This window comes from Synechococcus sp. WH 8016 (genome assembly GCF_000230675.1).
Taxonomy (GTDB): Bacteria; Cyanobacteriota; Cyanobacteriia; order PCC-6307; family Cyanobiaceae; genus Synechococcus_C.
This window is the reverse complement of the sequence record NZ_AGIK01000001.1, coordinates 1,037,916-1,054,759: the sequence shown is the minus strand read 5'-3', so window position 1 is coordinate 1,054,759 and position 16,844 is coordinate 1,037,916. Positions and strand designations below refer to the sequence as shown.

The window sequence follows — 16,844 nt, the reverse complement described above, 5'->3', positions numbered from 1 at the left end:
TGATAACCGGAAGAGAATCATGTCAACCCTTGACTCCACAGCAGTCGCTGTGCTCGATGATCAGCAGGGTTTGGCAGAGCTACCTGATTTCACGACGGATGCTTACAAGGATGCCTATAGCCGCATCAACGCCATCGTGATCGAAGGTGAGCAGGAAGCTCATGACAATTACATCTCCTTAGGCACGCTGATCCCTGATCAGGCTGAGGAACTCGCCAAGCTGGCGAAGATGGAAATGAAGCACATGAAGGGCTTTACCGCCTGTGCAAAAAACCTCAACGTTGTGGCTGATATGCCCTTCGCTCAGGAGTTTTTTGCTCCTTTGCATGGCAATTTTCAATCCGCTCTCAAAGAGGGCAAGGTGGTGACCTGCCTGCTGATTCAGGCCCTCTTGATCGAGGCCTTCGCGATTTCGGCCTATCACATCTACATCCCTGTTGCTGACCCCTTCGCGCGCAAAATTACCGAGGGGGTCGTTAAGGACGAATACACCCACCTCAACTACGGACAAGAGTGGCTCAAGGCCAATTTCGAGGCAAGCCGCGACGAGTTGATGGAAGCCAACAAGGTGAATCTTCCGCTGATTCGCTCGATGCTTGAGCAGGTGGCTGCTGATGCTTCTGTCCTGCACATGGAAAAGGAAGATTTGATCGAAGACTTTTTGATCGCTTATCAGGAAGCCTTGAACGAAATCGGTTTCAGCTCCCGGGATATCGCTCGCATGGCGGCAGCAGCTCTTACGGTTTAACTGGGTTTTAACCCTGAGGATGGACGGATGGCGGGCGTCAATTTCGTTCCTGTCCGTTCATCCTGAACCCGACCCGTGCTTAGGTGGGTTCGAATCCCATCGCCTTATCGGTGCATGTGGTTCGGATCCCTACTTCTAAGTACGACCGTCGGCAGCACATGTTTGGTCTGATCGGACATTCCACCAGTTTTGAAGCTGCTAGGCGTAAAGCTTTAGAGCTGGGTTTCGATCACATTGCAGAGGGTGACCTGGATGTCTGGTGCAGTGCTCCCCCTCAGTTGGTCGAGCATCTGGAAGTCACGAGCCTGACTGGAAAAACAATCGAAGGGGCCTATATCGATTCGTGTTTTGTGCCCGAAATGCTGAGCCGCTTCAAAACGGCAAGACGCAAGGTGCTGAACGCCATGGAGCTAGCTCAGAAGAAAGGCATCAATATCACTGCTCTAGGCGGCTTTACCTCAATTATTTTTGAGAATTTCAACCTGCTCAAGCATCAAACCATTCGCAGCACCACCCTGGAGTGGGAACGGTTTACGACTGGAAACACCCATACGGCTTGGGTGATCAGTCGACAAGTTGAAATCAATGCTCCTTTGCTTGGCATTGATCTCAGCAAGGCTCGGGTCGCGGTGGTGGGAGCCACTGGAGATATCGGAAGTGCCGTTTGCCGTTGGTTAACCAAGCGCACTGGAGTTAAAGAGCTGCTGATGGTCGCTCGTCAGCAGCAGCCCCTGCAAGACCTGCAACAGGAATTAGGTGGGGGCCGCATCCTCAGCCTGGATGAAGCGCTTCCTGAGGCTGATGTTGTTGCCTGGGTAGCGAGCATGCCCCGCACCTTGGAAATTGATGCGGATCGACTACAGAAACCCTGCTTGATGATTGACGGTGGGTATCCGAAGAACCTTGATTCCAGGGTGGCTGGAAAAGGCGTTCACATTCTTAAAGGAGGCATCGTTGAATTTGTGTCCGATATCGGCTGGACGATGATGGAAAATGCTGAATGGCAAATGGAGAAGCCTCAGCGGCAGATGTTTGCTTGCTTCGCTGAAGCCATTCTTCTCGAATTTGAGGCTTGCCACACCAACTTCAGCTGGGGTAGGAACAACATCACCCTTGAAAAAATGGACTTCATTGGTGCTGCCTCGATGAGGCACGGTTTCACCACGCTCAACCTTCAGGGGCAGCTTCAGGCTGCCGCTGCCTGACGTTCACAGATCTGGTTTTCATGGCACGTCGCCCCCTGCTTGAGTTTGAAAAGCCCCTGATTGAGCTTGAACAGCAGATTGAGCAGATCCGCCAGTTGGCAAGGGATTCAGAAGTTGATGTAAGCCAGCAGTTGCTTCAGCTGGAAACCCTTGCTGCTCGCAGACGCGAAGAGATTTTTCAAAATCTGACTCCAGCGCAGAAAATTCAGGTTGCTCGCCACCCTCATCGTCCGAGCACTCTGGATTTCATTCAGATGTTTTGCGATGACTGGGTTGAGCTCCATGGTGACCGTCGCGGGAGCGACGATCAGGCTTTGGTGGGTGGCCTCGGTCGGTTGGGTGATCGCTCGGTGGTCTTATTAGGCCATCAAAAGGGGCGTGACACCAAGGAAAACGTGGCTCGGAACTTTGGGATGGCGACCCCAGGCGGTTATCGCAAAGCCCTGCGATTGATGGAGCATGCCGATCGTTTTGGCCTGCCCATTCTTGCTTTTATCGACACGCCTGGTGCCTATGCAGGCTTGCTGGCTGAGGAGCAGGGCCAGGGGGAGGCGATTGCCGTCAACCTTCGCGAGATGTTCCGCCTGAGAGTGCCCATCATCGCCACGGTGATTGGGGAAGGGGGATCTGGCGGTGCTCTTGGAATCGGTGTTGCTGACCGTCTGCTGATGTTCGAACACAGCGTCTACACGGTGGCGAGTCCTGAGGCCTGCGCCTCGATTCTGTGGCGTGATGCAGCGAAAGCACCGGAAGCAGCGGCGGCGTTGCGCATCACCGGCAAAGACTTACTCAGCCTTGGCGTGGTGGATGAGGTGCTTGCAGAACCGTCAGGTGGAAACAATTGGGCCCCACTTGAGGCAGGAGCAACGCTGCGGGAAGCTCTCGAACGAAATCTTGCTGAGCTTTCAGCACTCCCGCCCCAAGAATTGCGGGATCAGCGTTACCGAAAGTTCCGGGCGATGGGCCGCTTCCTTGATCCCACCGCGTCAGATGCTGATTCAGCTTCTTAGGATTGCCGCGATCGCTGAGGCTCATTGCCCTCTGTACTAATTACCGGAGCATCACGCGGCATTGGCCGCAGTGCTGCCTTTACGTTTGCTGAAGCTGGCTGGGATCTCATCCTTCTGTCGCGAGACGAAGCTTCTCTCCAATCCCTAGCGTCTGAATTGGCTTCAACGGGTCAACGCATCGTGTACGGAGCTGTTGATCTCACCAAACCTGAGGAGATCGCTTCAGGGGTGGCAACCTTGCTCAGTCAGGGGCTTACACCGTCTGTACTGATTAACAATGCTGGCGCTGCTTGGACCGGAGGGCTGCTTGAGATGCCCTTGGATCGCTGGAATTGGCTGATGCAACTCAACCTCACCAGCGTGTTTCAGATGTGCGCTGCTGTGGTTCCTGCCATGCGTCCTCAAGGAGGACTTGTGATCAACATCAGTAGCCATGCCGCACGAAATGCTTTCCCGGACTGGGGGGCGTACTGCACGGTGAAGGCCGCCTTAGCCAGCTTCACGCGCTGCCTTGCTGAAGAGGAAAGGGCGCACGGGATTCGTGCCTGCACGCTCACCCTCGGTGCTGTTGATACGTCACTTTGGGATTCTCCAACGGTTCAGAGCACGTTTGACCGGCGTGCCATGCTTCCAGTCGAGCAAGCTGCTGTTACGCTTCTTCATCTTGCGCAGCAACCGTCCACACAAATTATTGAAGACCTCACTTTGATGCCAGCTACTGGTGCCTTTTAAAACACCCCTGACATGACTTCTACAATTCCAGCTATCTCCAACGGCACTTTGACTTCACTGAATGCTGAAGTTCAACCCGTTTCTCAGAGAATTCGCCAGCGTCTCATCGATCAGGGTGTTTCTTTCCTGGCCAATGACAACGTTGCGGCATTCATCCAAACCGGTGAGCTCGATGAACTCGAGATAGAGGTTGCTGATCGTGTCAGGGAGCTTCTGCGCAGCCTGGTCATTGATATCGAAAATGATCACAACACAGCTGAAACGGCCGAGCGTGTGGCTCGGATGTATCTCCGTGAGGTGTTTAAGGGTCGCTATCACCATCAACCCAAGGTGGCGAGTTTCCCCAACGTCAAGCAGCTCGACGAGATTTATACCGTTGGCCCCATCACCGTCCGCTCTGCCTGCTCCCACCATCTCGTCCCAATCATGGGGAACTGCTGGATCGGCATCAAGCCTGGCGATCGTGTGATTGGTCTCTCCAAGTTCACCCGTGTGGCTGATTGGGTGTTCTCAAGGCCGCACATCCAAGAGGAAGCGGTGATGATCCTTGCTGACGAAATTGAACGGCTCTGTGCTCCTCAGGGTTTGGGCATCATCATCAAGGCTCAGCACTACTGCATGAAATGGAGAGGTGTGCGTGAACCGCAAACCAGCATGGTGAATTCAGTGGTTCGTGGTGATTTCCGTCATGACCCCAGCCTCAAGCAAGAATTTTTCGAGCTTGTGCGCCAACAGGAAGCCATGCTTAGCACCTGATTGTTCATTTGAGCTGAGGGTGATCAGCGCGGTTGAATCGGTTTTATCGAATCGGACCGATCACGTTGCTGCTCACCCGCTGGACTTCGCCATCGCTGGTTGCAACGACCATCACGGCCATGATTTGTGAGCCTTGGTCGTCTTGGCTGATTTGATAGGTTTCCTCGCTGCGATCAGAGACGAGTTTCCAATGGCCATCCCCTTGGCGTTGGTACCAGTGAATATGAACGCTGTTGATTTGTTCTCCCTGGAGATCAAATTTTGTCTTGATGAGTTGTCCTTCTCTCGCCTCTCCGATCAGGACAAATTGTTTTAGTCCTTGGATCGTTTGTTTGATCCGACCTTCTGCCTGGACGTCTGTTGAGATCTCCTTATTGAGAACATTGATTTGCTGTTGAGGATCTGCTGTTAAACCAGGCACGCATTGCAAACTCCCGCCTTCGAGGCGACAACCTGGAAGCATTCCTTGCGCTTGCGTGGCCGCAGGCAAAAGACTGATCCACGCGAGAAGACATACAGATGCTGCAGCCCGATAGGCCATGGAAATTGGTCTTGTTGATGGCAACTTATTGCCGAAGTGGTCTGTTGTCATGAACGGCTTGAACAAGGGCGCGAACTTTGTCCAGGTCTTTCACTCCCGGCTTCGTTTCCAGTCGGCTTGAGGCATCGAGTCCATAGGGGGAAACCAGTCCGAGAAGGTCAGGGACCCATTCAGCGCTGATTCCTCCAGCCAACCACCAGATGGTGTCTGGTTGGAGCTGCTGATCCAAATGGGTGAACCAGTTTGGGTCCAGTCGATGGCCGGTGCCGCCAAGTTGATCAGGGCTCCAGGCATCGAGTAAAAGGGCGTCGCTATGGGTTTCAAAGGAGCCCAATTCACGCAGATCTTGTTCCGTGCGCAGTCTCAGGGCTTTCCACCAGCGCACCGTTGGATGGCGCTGCTTTAGTTCAAGGCAGCGCTCTGGCGTTTCCGATCCATGCAGTTGAACGATGGTTGGTGTGCCATCCCCTTGAAGGGCGCTTTGGATGGCGTGATCGGAGCAATCCGCGACAACCCAGACACGCTCAACGTCGGAATGTTGCTTTTCCAATTCCATAAAGATGGATCGTCGGAGCGGCTCCTCGACGAAACGGGGGGTGTTGTCAACGCCGATCACCCCGATCGCCTGCACTCCCATCGCTGCGATCGAACAGGCTTGAGAGCGATCGGTGAGGCCACAGATCTTCAGAGCGATAGCCGCATCGGACATTCGATCGAGGTGCTCGGGTGGATCCTTTCTAGGATTGAATCATCGGGCCACGGCAGTGCCCAAAGGAGGAGCCCATGGGCGAAGGCTGGCAGCTGATGCAGATTCGCGGCATTCCGCTGAGGGTTCACCCCAGCTGGTTCATCATTTTGGTGTTGTTCACCCTTGCTTTTCAGCAACAGGCCGCGGCTCTTCCAGAAGGGTCTGGTGCGCCACTCCTTAGCTGGATGTTGGGTTTGGCCACGGCACTCCTGCTGTTTGTCTCCGTGCTTTTGCACGAACTAGGCCATTCCCTTGTCGCCCTAAGGGAAGGGGTCAAGGTGAACAGCATCACGCTGTTTTTGCTTGGTGGCGTTGCTCGCGTGGAACGGGAATGCTCTACGCCGATGGGATCTTTTCGGGTGGCCGCTGCTGGACCAGCCGTCAGCTTTGCTTTGGCTGGTTTGTTGTTGGCTAGTCAGCACGCTGCAACCCATGCCAATCCATTGCTGGGCAATCTTGTTGGTCAGCTTGGTGCCCTGAATTTGGTCTTGGCAGTGTTCAATCTTTTGCCGGGACTGCCCCTTGATGGAGGCTTGATCCTTAAAGCGCTTGTGTGGCAGTTCACGGGGAGCCAACGCCGCGGGATTCAGGTGGCGACGGCCACAGGACGTCTTCTGTCGCTGAGCGCGATCATGATCGGGGTCTATATCTTCCTTCGTGGTGGGGGATTCACAGGCCTTTGGCTGGTGATGCTGGGTTGGTTTGGCATGGGAGCCTCGCGCTCCCAGTCTCAGACCCTCGCGCTGCAGCAGCTCTTGATCAATTTGCGTGTAGGACCTGCCTCCTCCAAGCGTTACCGGGTGTTGGAAGCCGATCAAAGCTTGCGCAGCCTGAGCCAAATGCGTCTGAGAGGCGCTGAGTCGGAGAGTGATCTGCTGCCCGACTGGGTGCTGGTTTGCCGCTCTGGGCGCTGGATCGGGTATGTGACCGATCAGCCCCTCAAGGACTTATCGGTTCAGTACTGGGATCAACAAACCGTTGGTGAGCACATGCGCCCGCTCGCTGAACTCCCTTCTCTTCAAGAGTCGGCTCCCCTTTGGAAGGCCGTGCTTGCCCTCGAGCAAAGTGAACATGGCCGACTGCTTGTTACGGGTGCGGCGGGGCTTCCCTCCGGAACTCTGGATCGCAGTGATGTGGGCGAAGCGGTTTTGAAGGGGCTGTCCCTCAAATTGCCGCCACCCTTGCTCGAAGCCTCAAGGCGCCGCAACGACTATCCCTTTGGCTTACCGCTTCTCCAAGCGGTTACGTCCATGCGTGCCTCTGGAATGTTGGATGAGACCTCGGATTCGTTGACCTCATAACCAGCCGCCCGTTCGGTGATCAGCTGCCGCTCCCTGCTGCTGATTGGCGTCACGTCCCAGCTGAGTCCTGGCCAAAGCTCGGCAATGGCTTCGGTCAGAGCCGCTTCCACGCTGGCCGCCGAAGGTGCGCAGGGCTGCCAGCAGGGTGGAGCCGTTCCAAAGACGTCTTGCCAAAGCTGTTTGGAGGGGGCCAAGGGGATTTCACCGTGCTGCAGCAGGTGCCCCCTCTGCCAAAACTGGGCGCTGCCGATGCGTTTATGCCCCGCAGGATCGACTAAATCCGCCGTGGTGGCGCTGGCGAAGCAATTTCGGCTTCCAGCGAGGGCCGGGTCATCTCCTGGGTGAAGCTCGAGGCCGAGTCGGGCTAATCCAGATGCGATCCAGCTGTTCACACGGCGATAGGCTTCGCGGCGTTGTCGGGGGGGATGCGGCCAGATCAAGGCGTAGGTGAGTCCACCACCATGCAGGACAGCGCCTCCACCGCTGGGGCGTCGGACCATGGCTAAGCGTCCGCTTTTCACCAGATCTAGCCAATGATTCGACCGTGGTGTTTGATGGCGCCCGAGTGACAGCCAGGACCCTTCCCAGAGATAGAAGCGGAGCACGGGGCCAGGGTTGTTTGTGTTTTGGCAATGCTCCAACAACAGGGCGTCAAAGGCCATCTGTTCTGGACCGCTGCCGGCGAGCGTTGGGATCAGTCGGCCGTGGGTTCCGAACTCAGACCGGCAGGATGCAGGAATCGACATGGCCGGAATGGAGATTTTGGATTGGCTCCTGGTGGTGCCTCTGGGACTGCTTGCCGGGGGCTTGGCTGGTCTGCTGGGGATTGGCGGTGGGTTGATTTTCGCTCCTCTGTTGCTCTGGATGGGATTAACACCCCATCAGGCTCTGGCGACAAGCACCTTCGCCATTGTGCCGACAGCGATCAGCGGCACGGCGACCCATCTACGCGCGCGAACGGTGCCTGCTCCGGCTGGATGGGCCATTGGGATCGCCGCGTTTGTGACGGCCCTTGTCTTCAGCCGCCTGGGGCGTTTGGTCGATGGATGGCACTTGTTAGCGCTGCAATCACTGCTTTATTTGTTTTTGGCTTGCACGATTCAGTCCCGTCCGGATGATTCGGAATCTGAGCTGGATCAGACCTTCTCTCTGCCAGGACTGACATCCGTCGGTGGCTTGGCGGGATTCGCCGGCGGAATGCTGGGCTTGGGCGGTGGGCTCGTGATGGTGCCCGTGATGGTTCGTGGGTTGGCCGTCCCCATTCGACTTGCGATCCGATTGAGCACGGTGGCAGTGGCGTGTTCCACGGCGGCGGCATCTCTTCAGTTTCTTTCTGAAGGGAGAGGACAACCCACCCTGGGTTTGCTCTTGGGGGGAGTGGCTGCAGTGGGCGCTCAGTGGAGTGCCTCGCGCTTGGACGATGTGAGGGCTGATCGGCTGGCCTGGATGCTGCGCGGCCTGGCCATTCTGTTGGCGTTGGATAGTGCTCGCCGAGCATTCCAGCTTGCGCTCCTTGGGTGATTCTGGGGCCAACGCCCGCTTCCCAGATGGCTTGACTCAGATGTTGAACTCAAGGCCGTAAGGGCAAGCATTGCGACAGGCGGCCAGCAGCCGATCACCATCCACGCGCGATCTCCCTCAGCGTTGATCAAGGAGAGTCCAGAACGCTGCATCCACTTCGTAGCCAATGGTGGCGGCCATCTGGAGCAAGTTGCCCCGCTGAGATTGGGGAAGGTGTTTCCCCAGGTGATCGAGAAGCATGAACCGGTGGGTGATCCAGATCTCCAGGGCTTGAGGGTCGAAGCGAATCCCTTCACTGGGACTGAAGTCGTGGGGGACCACCATCGCCACGTGTTGGATCAGGCTTCCGCCAGATCGCTCCAGCACGAGCGGGAGCCAGGGGTGCACGGCATCGGCCCTGAGGGCCCAAAGTCGGGGCTCCGGGCATTCACTTAGCTCTCTGGGATCGTCGGCATCCCGCGGCCAGTTGTACTGCAGCTCTAACCCCGCACCATCGCTAAGAAGATCTGTGAGCGGCCGTTCCATCCATGGGTTCAGCGCCCTGAGATCAAGCGTCTGAATGGCAACGGCATCGATAACAACGGGTTGCGTTCGGCTTTGGGCATCCATGGGGGTGTGACAGGCCTTTGCGAATGATGGCTTGTAGAGGGGGTGAGGAGAAAGAATGGAGGAGCGTTACGCATCCGTCATGGTCAGTTCTATTACTCAAACTGAGATTTTCATCGCTTTAGTGGTGGCTGCCCATGCCGGCGTGTTGGCTGTTCGCCTTTGTGTGAGCCTGTATCGGGCGTGAACGGACGTATGGGTTGAGCGATGGGCTCTTGCAGTCTTTCTCCGCTGCGTTAAAAGCGGATATGGCTAAGGCAGCTTCATCGCCAACACGACAACGATCCAAGTCATCTGATCGCTCTGCTAAGGAACCGGTCGATGCTGTGACCCGTGCCGCCCTGATTCAAAGTCAGGGCGATCGCAGAGACATGCTGTGCAGTGGCCTGGCACTAGCAGTGAAAATTGGTCTGATCAGCCTTGGTGGCGTCAGTCTTGTCAGGCTTTCGATGGCTTACCAGGAGCGCTTAGACCGCCATGGAGAGCTGGCTGCTGTTGTGGATGTGGAGACCAACAAGCTGCGTGGCCTACAGCAACGGTTTGACCGTTTGTTCACCCTCGGCGGCAGAGATCGCCTGATGGATGAACAGGATCAATGGATTGCTCCAAACCGTTTGCGCATTATCTGGCGCTGAAGCCGTGGCTCTTTGAGTGGCTCTTTGAGATTCGCCGCCAACGACACTTGAAAGGTCAAACTGGGATCAGATAAAGGCATCTCGCGATGGGAACCCCAGGCACCGTTCTCATTACTGGAACAACCTCTGGTGTGGGCTTGAATGCCACGCAGGCGTTGGTTCGTCAGGGATGGACCGTGATCACGGCCAATCGGAACCCTCAGCGTGCTGCTGGCGCTGCTGATCGGCTGGACATTCCCCGCGATCGCCTGCATCACATCCTGATGGATTTAGGAGATCTCGAGAGTGTCCGCCACGGGGTGGAGAGCCTTCCCGGCGGAGTGGATGCTTTGGTTTGTAATGCGGCGGTTTACGAGCCGAAGTTGAAACAGCCCAAGCGCTCGCCGCAGGGGTATGAACTGTCGATGGCCACCAATCACTTGGGCCATTTCTTGTTGATTCAGCTTCTTCTTGATCGCTTGAAGGCGTCTACCCATCCCTCAAAACGGATTGTCATCCTTGGCACAGTGACCGCTAATTCCAAGGAACTTGGAGGGAAAATCCCCATTCCAGCTCCAGCTGATCTTGGTGACCTCTCAGGTTTCGAAGCTGGCTTCCTCGATCCAATCGCGATGGCGAGTGGCCAAAAATTTAAGCCCGGAAAGGCTTACAAAGACAGCAAGCTGTGCAACATGATCACCACTCAGGAACTTCATCGACGGATCCACGCGGATACCGGAATCAGCTGCACGTCTCTCTATCCAGGTTGTGTGGCTGACACGCCTTTATTTCGCAACACCCCGAAAGCCTTTCAAGTGATTTTCCCTTGGTTTCAAAAAAAGATTACGGGCGGTTATGTCTCTCAGTCTCTAGCTGGTGAGCGGGTTGCGATGGTGGTGGCGAATCCTGACTTCAGCCAGTCAGGTGTGCATTGGAGTTGGGGCAATCGTCAAAAAAAGGATGGCAAGCAATTCAGCCAAGAATTGTCCGACAAGGCGACAGATCCAGATGTCGCCCGTAGGGTTTGGGAGCTTTCAATGAAACTCGTGGGTCTCTGATCAGTCGAAACCCAGAAGGTCAAAGATCTCCCTGTCTTTGAGGGACACAGCTTCCAATGGTTCAACATTATTGAGCATATTGCTGGCCAAGCGGATGTACTCCTCTTGAACAGCTTTCACGCCATCCTCGTTTTCGTCCATCTCGAAAATGGTGCATTTTTTCAGGCGTGAACGTCGAATAGCATCCACATCCTTGAAATGAGCCATCGTGCGTAGGCCCGTTTTTTCGTTGAATTTATCGATCTGGTCCGTATCAACGGAGCGATTGGCCACGACGCCTCCGAGGCGCACCTTGTAGTTTTTCGCCTTGGCTTGGATCGCTTGCACGATTCGGTTCATCGCGAAGATGGAATCAAAATCGTTGGCGGTCACGATCAAGCAATAGTTCGCATGTTGAAGGGGTGCAGCGAAGCCACCACAAACCACGTCGCCAAGCACGTCAAAGATCACGACATCGGTGTCTTCGAGAAGGTGGTGCTCCTTCAGCAGCTTCACGGTTTGGCCGGTGACGTAACCGCCGCAACCGGTGCCTGCGGGTGGCCCCCCGCTTTCGACGCATTTCACCCCGTTGTAACCCGTGAACATGAAGTCCTCGGGGCGGAGTTCTTCGCTGTGAAAGTCCACCTCCTCGAGGATGTCAATCACCGTTGGCACCATTTTGTGGGTGAGGGTGAAGGTGCTGTCGTGCTTGGGGTCACAACCAATCTGGAGCACGCGTTTGCCCAGTTTTGAAAACGCGGCAGAGAGGTTCGAAGAGGTGGTGGATTTACCGATGCCACCTTTGCCATAGACGGCGATGACAAGAGCGCCTTCCTCAATCTTTGTCCCCGGGTCCTGATGGACCTGAACACTGCCGTCACCATCCGCCGGACGGGTGAGAGTTGTGGTCATGCAGAGACCTGCTTCGTGGGTGTTGTTTTCATTTAACTTCAGCAAGCTTGAACAGTCAGCTTTCAATTCGTGATCGAAACATCAGGACTGATGGTGTTGAAAGACTGACGAGGATTGGGCGAATTGGCATGAAAATAGCTGGGTCAATGAGTACAAAGACTCAGCCGATCATGCCTCGTTGCAGGTAAGCAATTGCGGCTAAAAATGGTTGTGTGGATGGTTAGGCGCTGAAGTGGGCTTTCGCGTCGTACAGCGTTTCGCTGTCGATTTGGTTACGCCCAGTGGATTTGGCAAATGTTTCGGTGTTTCGGCGTACTTTTCCCCGAACGAAGAAGGGGATCTTTTTCAGCTCTGCTTCCCCATCAGCCGTCCACACCAGCTCATTTTCGAGGGTGCCGACAGCGACCTCCGTTTCTGCAGCAGCTCCAGAACCTCCCGCATGGCCAAGGTGGCTTTGATGCCCATCCACGAACTCAAAATCGTGTCGGAACATGCCGATGAGGTGTTCCTCTAGACCCATCATCAGCGGGTGCACCCAGCTGTCGAAGATCACGTTTGCGCCTTCCCAGCCCATTTGAGGACTGTTTCGGGCCGGCACATCTTGGACATGCATCGGCGTGCTGATCACGGCACAGGGGAGGCCGAGTCGTTTGGCGCTATGGCGCTCCATTTGGGTGCCGAGCACCAGTTCCGGAGAAGCGGCGGCCATGGCGGCCTCGACGGCGAGGTAGTCATCACTGATAAGAGCTTCAAGCCCCATCGCTTTTGCTGCCGCTCGCACGGGTCGAGCCATTTCTCTGCTGTAGGTGCCTAGGCCAACCACTTCAAAGCCAAGCTCCTGTTTGCAGATTCGTGCTGCTGCCAAGGCATGGGTTCCATCTCCAAAGATGAACACCCTTTTCCCGGTTAGGTAGGTGGAGTCGACGGATTCTGAGTACCAGGGCAGCCTGGACTGACGAATTCCCTCTTGGGGGGAAGGTGGTGTCATCCCCAGCAGCGTGTGAACTTCAACAAGGAAGTCTTGGGTTGCGCCGATTCCAATCGGGACGGTGCTGGTGAAGGGGATTCCAAAGCTGCGCTCGAGCCAAGCGCAGCTTGATTCGGCGATCTCTGGGTAGAGGCACACATTGAGGTCGGCTTCTGGGAGTCGAAGCACATCCGCCACCGTGGCGCCCAACGGAGCGACGACCCCCACGTCGATGCCATGCATGCTTAACAGCCGTTGAATTTCGAGCACATCGTCTCGACAGCGAAAGCCGAGCAACGATGGTCCCAGCAGATTCACGCGGGGTCGCCGTCCTTCGTTTTGCCATGCCTTGGGGTCATGGGTCAGCTCAGCAGGAGCCTGATCTTTCAACAGAGTCCGAACCAGTTGATAGAACGTTTCTGCGGCACCCCAATTCTCTTTTTTGCTGTAAGCCGGCAGCTCTAAATTCACGATTGGCATGGTCAAGCCCATGCCAGCAGCTAAAGAACCAGGCTGGTCCTGAATCAATTCCGCCGTGCAGCTTTCGCCAACGAGGAGGGCATCGGGTTGGAAGCGATCAACGGCTTCGCGCACGTGGCGTTTCACCAGTTCCGCGGTGTCACCGCCAAGGTCTCTGGCTTGAAACGTGGTGTAGGTGACGGGGGGGCGTTGATCTCGACGCTCGATCATCGTGAACAAGAGATCGGCATAGGTATCCCCTTGCGGTGCGTGCAGCACGTAATGCACACCTTCCATGGAGGCCGCAATGCGCATGGCGCCGACATGAGGTGGTCCTTCGTATGTCCAGAGGGTGAGTTGCATGGTTTTTAGGCGTGAACAGGGTCAGAGTCGATGGGGGCGCTACTAGGCGGGTTCAGCGCTTGGCGAATGAGTTCGCGTCGTCTCAGCGGGCGGGAGAACAACTCGGCCAACTCACCGGCCTGATCGATGCCATGGATGGGACTAAACACCAATTCAATCGACCACTTGGTGGCGATTCCTTCTGCTTCGAGCGGATTGGCAAGCCCCATGCCGCAGACCACGAGATCGGGTTGCGTGGCACGGACGCGATCCAGCTGCTTCTCCACGTGCTGTCCTTCCATCACAGAAGTGCCTTCAGGGAGAAGCGCAAGCTCCTCAGCCATTTGCTCACGATTTAAGTAGGGCGTCCCCACTTCCACCAATTCCATCCCGCATTCCCTTTGCAAGAAACGAGCGAGCGGAAGTTCGAGTTGAGACTCCGGCAGAAGAAATATTCGTTTGCCGTTGAGGATGTCTCGATGGGGCGCTAGAGCACTTTGGGCGCGAGCGACCAGCGGATCCAGCACGGAGGCGACCTGGTCAGCGTTGATTTGAAAGTCTTTTGCTGCGGCTTCCATCCAGCTGCGGCTCCCTTCCGCACCCAAGGGGAAGGGAGCCGTTAAGACCCGAGCACCACGATCGCGCAGCAAGCGTGCTGTTGTTGTGAGGTACGGCTGTGTCAACAAGACCGTGGTCCCTGGCCCAACGGCGGGCAATTCCGTGGATTGGCGTGGGGGCAAGCTGCAAACCGAGTCGATGCCAATCCGACCAAAGAGGTGAATGAGGCGATCTTCGACGGCATCGGCGAGCGTTCCGACCATCAACAGCTGGCGTTGATCTGTCGAGGGCATGAGGGGAATTAAGGCCGAAAGAGCACCGTCTTCACCTTGGGTAAAGGTGGTTTCGATGCCGCTTCCCGAATAATTCACGACCTGAACGCGGCCTCTCAATTCATCGTTGAGCCGTTCTGCTGCCCGCGCCAGATCCAGCTTGATCACTTCGCTGGGGCATGACCCCACTAAAAACAGAGTGCGAATCTCAGGCCGTCGTTCCAGCAGCTCACGTGCGACGCGGTCGAGTTCATCTTGAGCATCAGCGAGACCTGCGAGGTCGCGTTCGCTCAGAATCGCTGTTCCAAACCGAGGCTCAGCAAAAATCATCACGCCAGCAGCGCTTTGAATCAAATGAGCGCAGGTGCGTGAGCCCACTACCAAGAAAAAGGCATCCGGCATCCTGCGGTGCAGCCAGACGATCGAGGTCAGACCACAGAACACCTCCCGTGGTCCTGTTTCCTTGAGCAGATTCACGCTCATCGCTTTAAAGGCAGGTTCCTTCCGTCACGATGACGCCAGATTCACGTAGTGCTCAGACCTAACAAAATTCTTCGGGATCGGTGTTGATTTCCAGTTGGGCCAGATTTGCCGGAGATGACTACATTTCAGCGCAAATGAGGCCTTCGATCAGATGTTGTCCTTACGAGCTTTCCCTGCCGTTCTTGCTCTGGGTTTGACCTTGGCGGCCTGTCAGTCAGTCGAGAAAAAGGCAGAAACAGACCAAGCCCAGGTGCTCTCCGACTCTGCTCTTGTCTGCAGTGCAACGGCTGAGGTGGAAAAAGCCCTGGAGCAAGTGGATGATCTAACACCTGCTTCAACGGTGGCTGATGCTGAAGCAGCGGGTGCGTCGCTCAAAAAAGCCCTCGCCAAACTTGATGAGGCTGAAGCTGAACTTCAAACCTCACAGTGGAAGGAATATCGCGACCAAGTGGCGATCTACGAAAAATTTGTGGGTCAGGTTCGACAGAACAAATCGATGACGCTCGAGGATGCCGCTCAGCAACTCAAAGCAAAAGTTGCTCCCGTGCTTGCAGCTCGAGAGCAACTGGCCGAAACCACGGCTTGTATCGACGTTGAAAATTTGACTAATTCAGAGGATGAAGCCTCTCGGGATAAGTCGAAGGACGAAGGACCCGACAAGGCTGATTCCGAATAATTTCAATCAATTGCGTTGATCAACGGCATTGATCAAAGGCGACGACGAAAACGATCGTCGCCGAATCCCCCTGTTGATTGAGATGAATCCCTGTCGATCTGGGTCAGACGCCAAACATTTCTGCTCAAACGGCTCGCCCGTAGGCCTCCTCTTTCAACGCGCTCTGATCCTGGGCGGATTCCTAGCAATTGAGTGACTTCCGCCGTACTCAATGGCGCTCCCGTTTTGAGGGCTAGGTCGGTGAGCTCGAGTCTCTGGCGCAGCTCGACAAGATTGGCAGCTCCACCATCTTCAGCATCGCTCCAAATCCAACGACCGGGACCTTCCTGGTTGAGCTTTTGCATTAAGCCCATTCCGATCATCCCCAGCGCTTGTTCGGCGCTGAGATCGGAACTTAACGCGGTTGTTTCTGGGTTATGGGTCTGATTGGCTGCCATGCTGCGCTCCCGATTTGCGCGGACGGTATCGGTTCCGTTGGCTGATGCAAGTCGCGAGACGAATTTTGTGAGCAACCTTCCGGTAACATCGCCGCAATGAATCGCTTCGCCAGCTTCGATGCCCGGGAGCGGCGAGTAGGCGGAAGCGCTCTCGTCACCGGAACTGAGGTTCACACCTCAGCGAGCGGAGCCAGCTGTGTTGTCACGACCGACAGTGAATCCCCACGACTGTTGAGGCAAAACAGTCATGTGCAGTCCATTGAACTGCGCACCTATGTCTTTCTCGATTCTCTCCAACCCCAGCTCGCTGCCTACATGGGCACGGTGAGTCAAGGTTTTTTGCCGATTCCAGGTGACGCTTGTCTATGGATGGAGGTCTCACCTGGGATGGCCGTCCATCGCGTCACCGATATTGCTCTCAAGGCCAGCAATGTTCGTCTTGGACAGATGGTTGTTGAGCGCGCCTTTGGCTCCATGGCTCTTTATCACCGAGACCAGAGCACGGTGATTCATTCCGGTGATGTGGTTTTAGAGGCGATTGGCAGTTCCGTCGATCGACGAACCCCCGCCGATGTCAGTTGGACAGAAGTGATTCGGGCCATCACTCCTGACCATGCCGTTCTCATCAATCGTCTGAACCGCAGAGGATCGATGATCGAGGCGGGGATGAGCATGTTCATTCTCGAGACGGAGCCTGCTGGCTACGTTCTGATCGCTGCCAATGAGGCTGAAAAGTCCTCAAACATCACCTTGGTGGATGTCAAAGCGGTTGGTGCGTTTGGACGCCTCACGCTCGCTGGCAGAGAAGGAGATGTTGAAGAGGCTGCCGCAGCGGCGATGCGCGCGATTGAATCGATCAATCGCAATTGTTCGTCGAGGTGATGTTTTTTGCTGGCTAACTCACTTTTTTGATGAAAGT

The 16,844-nt window shown here is 55.7% G+C and carries 20 protein-coding genes; 12 read left to right on the top strand and 8 right to left on the bottom strand.

Translation table 11 applies throughout. The features are described 5' to 3' along the window. Positions 1–19: 19 nt before the first annotated feature. The 5 genes from SYN8016DRAFT_RS05685 to folE all read left to right on the top strand — a co-directional run bounded on the left by SYN8016DRAFT_RS05685 (position 20) and on the right by folE (position 4,451). A complete protein-coding gene (locus SYN8016DRAFT_RS05685; protein ID WP_006853369.1) occupies positions 20–748 on the top strand; it encodes an aldehyde oxygenase (deformylating) in 729 nt (242 codons plus the stop codon). Between the two features lie 158 nt (positions 749–906). Further along, positions 907–1,953, top strand: a complete 1,047-nt coding sequence (locus tag SYN8016DRAFT_RS05680) for a long-chain acyl-[acyl-carrier-protein] reductase (RefSeq protein WP_038013443.1) — start codon at positions 907–909, stop codon at positions 1,951–1,953. Positions 1,954–1,973: 20 nt separating this feature from the next. Next, positions 1,974–2,963, top strand: a complete 990-nt coding sequence (locus SYN8016DRAFT_RS05675) for an acetyl-CoA carboxylase carboxyltransferase subunit alpha (protein WP_006853367.1) — start codon at positions 1,974–1,976, stop codon at positions 2,961–2,963. Between the two features lie 24 nt (positions 2,964–2,987). Then, positions 2,988–3,695 (top strand): SDR family oxidoreductase, encoded by a 708-nt coding sequence (locus SYN8016DRAFT_RS05670; RefSeq protein ID WP_006853366.1) that lies wholly within the window; start codon positions 2,988–2,990, stop codon positions 3,693–3,695. 12 nt (positions 3,696–3,707) lie between these two features. Further along, positions 3,708–4,451 carry a GTP cyclohydrolase I gene (gene folE, locus SYN8016DRAFT_RS05665; protein ID WP_006853365.1) on the top strand — a complete coding sequence of 248 codons (744 nt, stop codon included), beginning with the start codon at positions 3,708–3,710 and terminating at the stop codon, positions 4,449–4,451. 43 nt (positions 4,452–4,494) lie between these two features. Here the strand turns inward: folE and SYN8016DRAFT_RS05660 are convergent, their stop codons facing one another. Both SYN8016DRAFT_RS05660 and SYN8016DRAFT_RS05655 read right to left on the bottom strand, forming a co-directional pair. After that, complete coding sequence (locus tag SYN8016DRAFT_RS05660; protein WP_006853364.1) at positions 4,495–4,992, bottom strand: hypothetical protein; 498 nt, start codon at positions 4,990–4,992, stop codon at positions 4,495–4,497. 25 nt (positions 4,993–5,017) lie between these two features. After that, a complete protein-coding gene (locus SYN8016DRAFT_RS05655; RefSeq protein WP_006853363.1) occupies positions 5,018–5,701 on the bottom strand; it encodes a phosphoribosylanthranilate isomerase in 684 nt (227 codons plus the stop codon). 74 nt (positions 5,702–5,775) lie between these two features. Here SYN8016DRAFT_RS05655 and SYN8016DRAFT_RS05650 point away from each other — a divergent pair, with 74 nt between their 5' ends. After that, complete coding sequence (locus SYN8016DRAFT_RS05650; RefSeq protein ID WP_006853362.1) at positions 5,776–7,041, top strand: site-2 protease family protein; 1,266 nt, start codon at positions 5,776–5,778, stop codon at positions 7,039–7,041. Here SYN8016DRAFT_RS05650 and SYN8016DRAFT_RS05645 read toward each other — a convergent pair. Further along, on the bottom strand, positions 6,951–7,787 hold the full coding sequence (locus SYN8016DRAFT_RS05645; protein WP_006853361.1) for a ligase: 837 nt from the start codon (positions 7,785–7,787) through the stop codon (positions 6,951–6,953). The genes SYN8016DRAFT_RS05650 and SYN8016DRAFT_RS05645 overlap by 91 nt on opposite strands. A gap of 7 nt (positions 7,788–7,794) precedes the next feature. Here SYN8016DRAFT_RS05645 and SYN8016DRAFT_RS05640 point away from each other — a divergent pair, with 7 nt between their 5' ends. Further along, the gene (locus SYN8016DRAFT_RS05640; RefSeq protein ID WP_006853360.1) at positions 7,795–8,562 is read left to right on the top strand and encodes a sulfite exporter TauE/SafE family protein; all 768 of its coding nucleotides are present in this window, start codon (positions 7,795–7,797) and stop codon (positions 8,560–8,562) included. Positions 8,563–8,679: 117 nt separating this feature from the next. On the opposite strand, the gene SYN8016DRAFT_RS05635 is transcribed toward SYN8016DRAFT_RS05640, so the two are convergent. Continuing rightward, the gene (locus SYN8016DRAFT_RS05635; protein WP_006853359.1) at positions 8,680–9,171 is read right to left on the bottom strand and encodes a CRR6 family NdhI maturation factor; all 492 of its coding nucleotides are present in this window, start codon (positions 9,169–9,171) and stop codon (positions 8,680–8,682) included. Between the two features lie 79 nt (positions 9,172–9,250). On the opposite strand from SYN8016DRAFT_RS05635, the gene psaM reads away from it, so the two are divergent. The 3 genes from psaM (at position 9,251) to SYN8016DRAFT_RS05625 (ending at position 10,840) form a co-directional block, all read left to right on the top strand. Next, positions 9,251–9,355 carry a photosystem I reaction center subunit XII gene (gene psaM, locus SYN8016DRAFT_RS14450; RefSeq protein ID WP_071778033.1) on the top strand — a complete coding sequence of 35 codons (105 nt, stop codon included), beginning with the start codon at positions 9,251–9,253 and terminating at the stop codon, positions 9,353–9,355. A gap of 61 nt (positions 9,356–9,416) precedes the next feature. Continuing rightward, positions 9,417–9,803, top strand: a complete 387-nt coding sequence (locus SYN8016DRAFT_RS05630) for a hypothetical protein (RefSeq protein ID WP_006853357.1) — start codon at positions 9,417–9,419, stop codon at positions 9,801–9,803. A gap of 86 nt (positions 9,804–9,889) precedes the next feature. Further along, on the top strand, positions 9,890–10,840 hold the full coding sequence (locus SYN8016DRAFT_RS05625; protein ID WP_006853356.1) for a protochlorophyllide reductase: 951 nt from the start codon (positions 9,890–9,892) through the stop codon (positions 10,838–10,840). Here the strand turns inward: SYN8016DRAFT_RS05625 and bchL are convergent, their stop codons facing one another. From bchL to SYN8016DRAFT_RS05610, 3 genes are all read right to left on the bottom strand, one after another. Next, positions 10,841–11,731, bottom strand: coding sequence for a ferredoxin:protochlorophyllide reductase (ATP-dependent) iron-sulfur ATP-binding protein (gene bchL, locus SYN8016DRAFT_RS05620; RefSeq protein WP_006853355.1), 891 nt, complete (start codon positions 11,729–11,731; stop codon positions 10,841–10,843). Positions 11,732–11,951: 220 nt separating this feature from the next. Continuing rightward, positions 11,952–13,520 carry a ferredoxin:protochlorophyllide reductase (ATP-dependent) subunit B gene (locus SYN8016DRAFT_RS05615; RefSeq protein ID WP_006853354.1) on the bottom strand — a complete coding sequence of 523 codons (1,569 nt, stop codon included), beginning with the start codon at positions 13,518–13,520 and terminating at the stop codon, positions 11,952–11,954. 5 nt (positions 13,521–13,525) lie between these two features. Then, positions 13,526–14,812, bottom strand: a complete 1,287-nt coding sequence (locus tag SYN8016DRAFT_RS05610; RefSeq protein ID WP_006853353.1) for a ferredoxin:protochlorophyllide reductase (ATP-dependent) subunit N — start codon at positions 14,810–14,812, stop codon at positions 13,526–13,528. 151 nt (positions 14,813–14,963) lie between these two features. Here SYN8016DRAFT_RS05610 and SYN8016DRAFT_RS05605 point away from each other — a divergent pair, with 151 nt between their 5' ends. Further along, positions 14,964–15,488: a hypothetical protein gene (locus SYN8016DRAFT_RS05605; protein WP_006853352.1), complete on the top strand. Its 525-nt coding sequence runs from the start codon at positions 14,964–14,966 to the stop codon at positions 15,486–15,488. 32 nt (positions 15,489–15,520) lie between these two features. Here SYN8016DRAFT_RS05605 and SYN8016DRAFT_RS05600 read toward each other — a convergent pair whose 3' ends face one another. Continuing rightward, complete coding sequence (locus SYN8016DRAFT_RS05600; RefSeq protein ID WP_006853351.1) at positions 15,521–15,925, bottom strand: hypothetical protein; 405 nt, start codon at positions 15,923–15,925, stop codon at positions 15,521–15,523. A 96-nt stretch (positions 15,926–16,021) separates the two neighbouring features. Between SYN8016DRAFT_RS05600 and SYN8016DRAFT_RS05595 the strand changes: the two genes are divergently transcribed. After that, a complete protein-coding gene (locus SYN8016DRAFT_RS05595) occupies positions 16,022–16,807 on the top strand; it encodes a BMC domain-containing protein (RefSeq protein WP_006853350.1) in 786 nt (261 codons plus the stop codon). Positions 16,808–16,844: the final 37 nt, after the last annotated feature.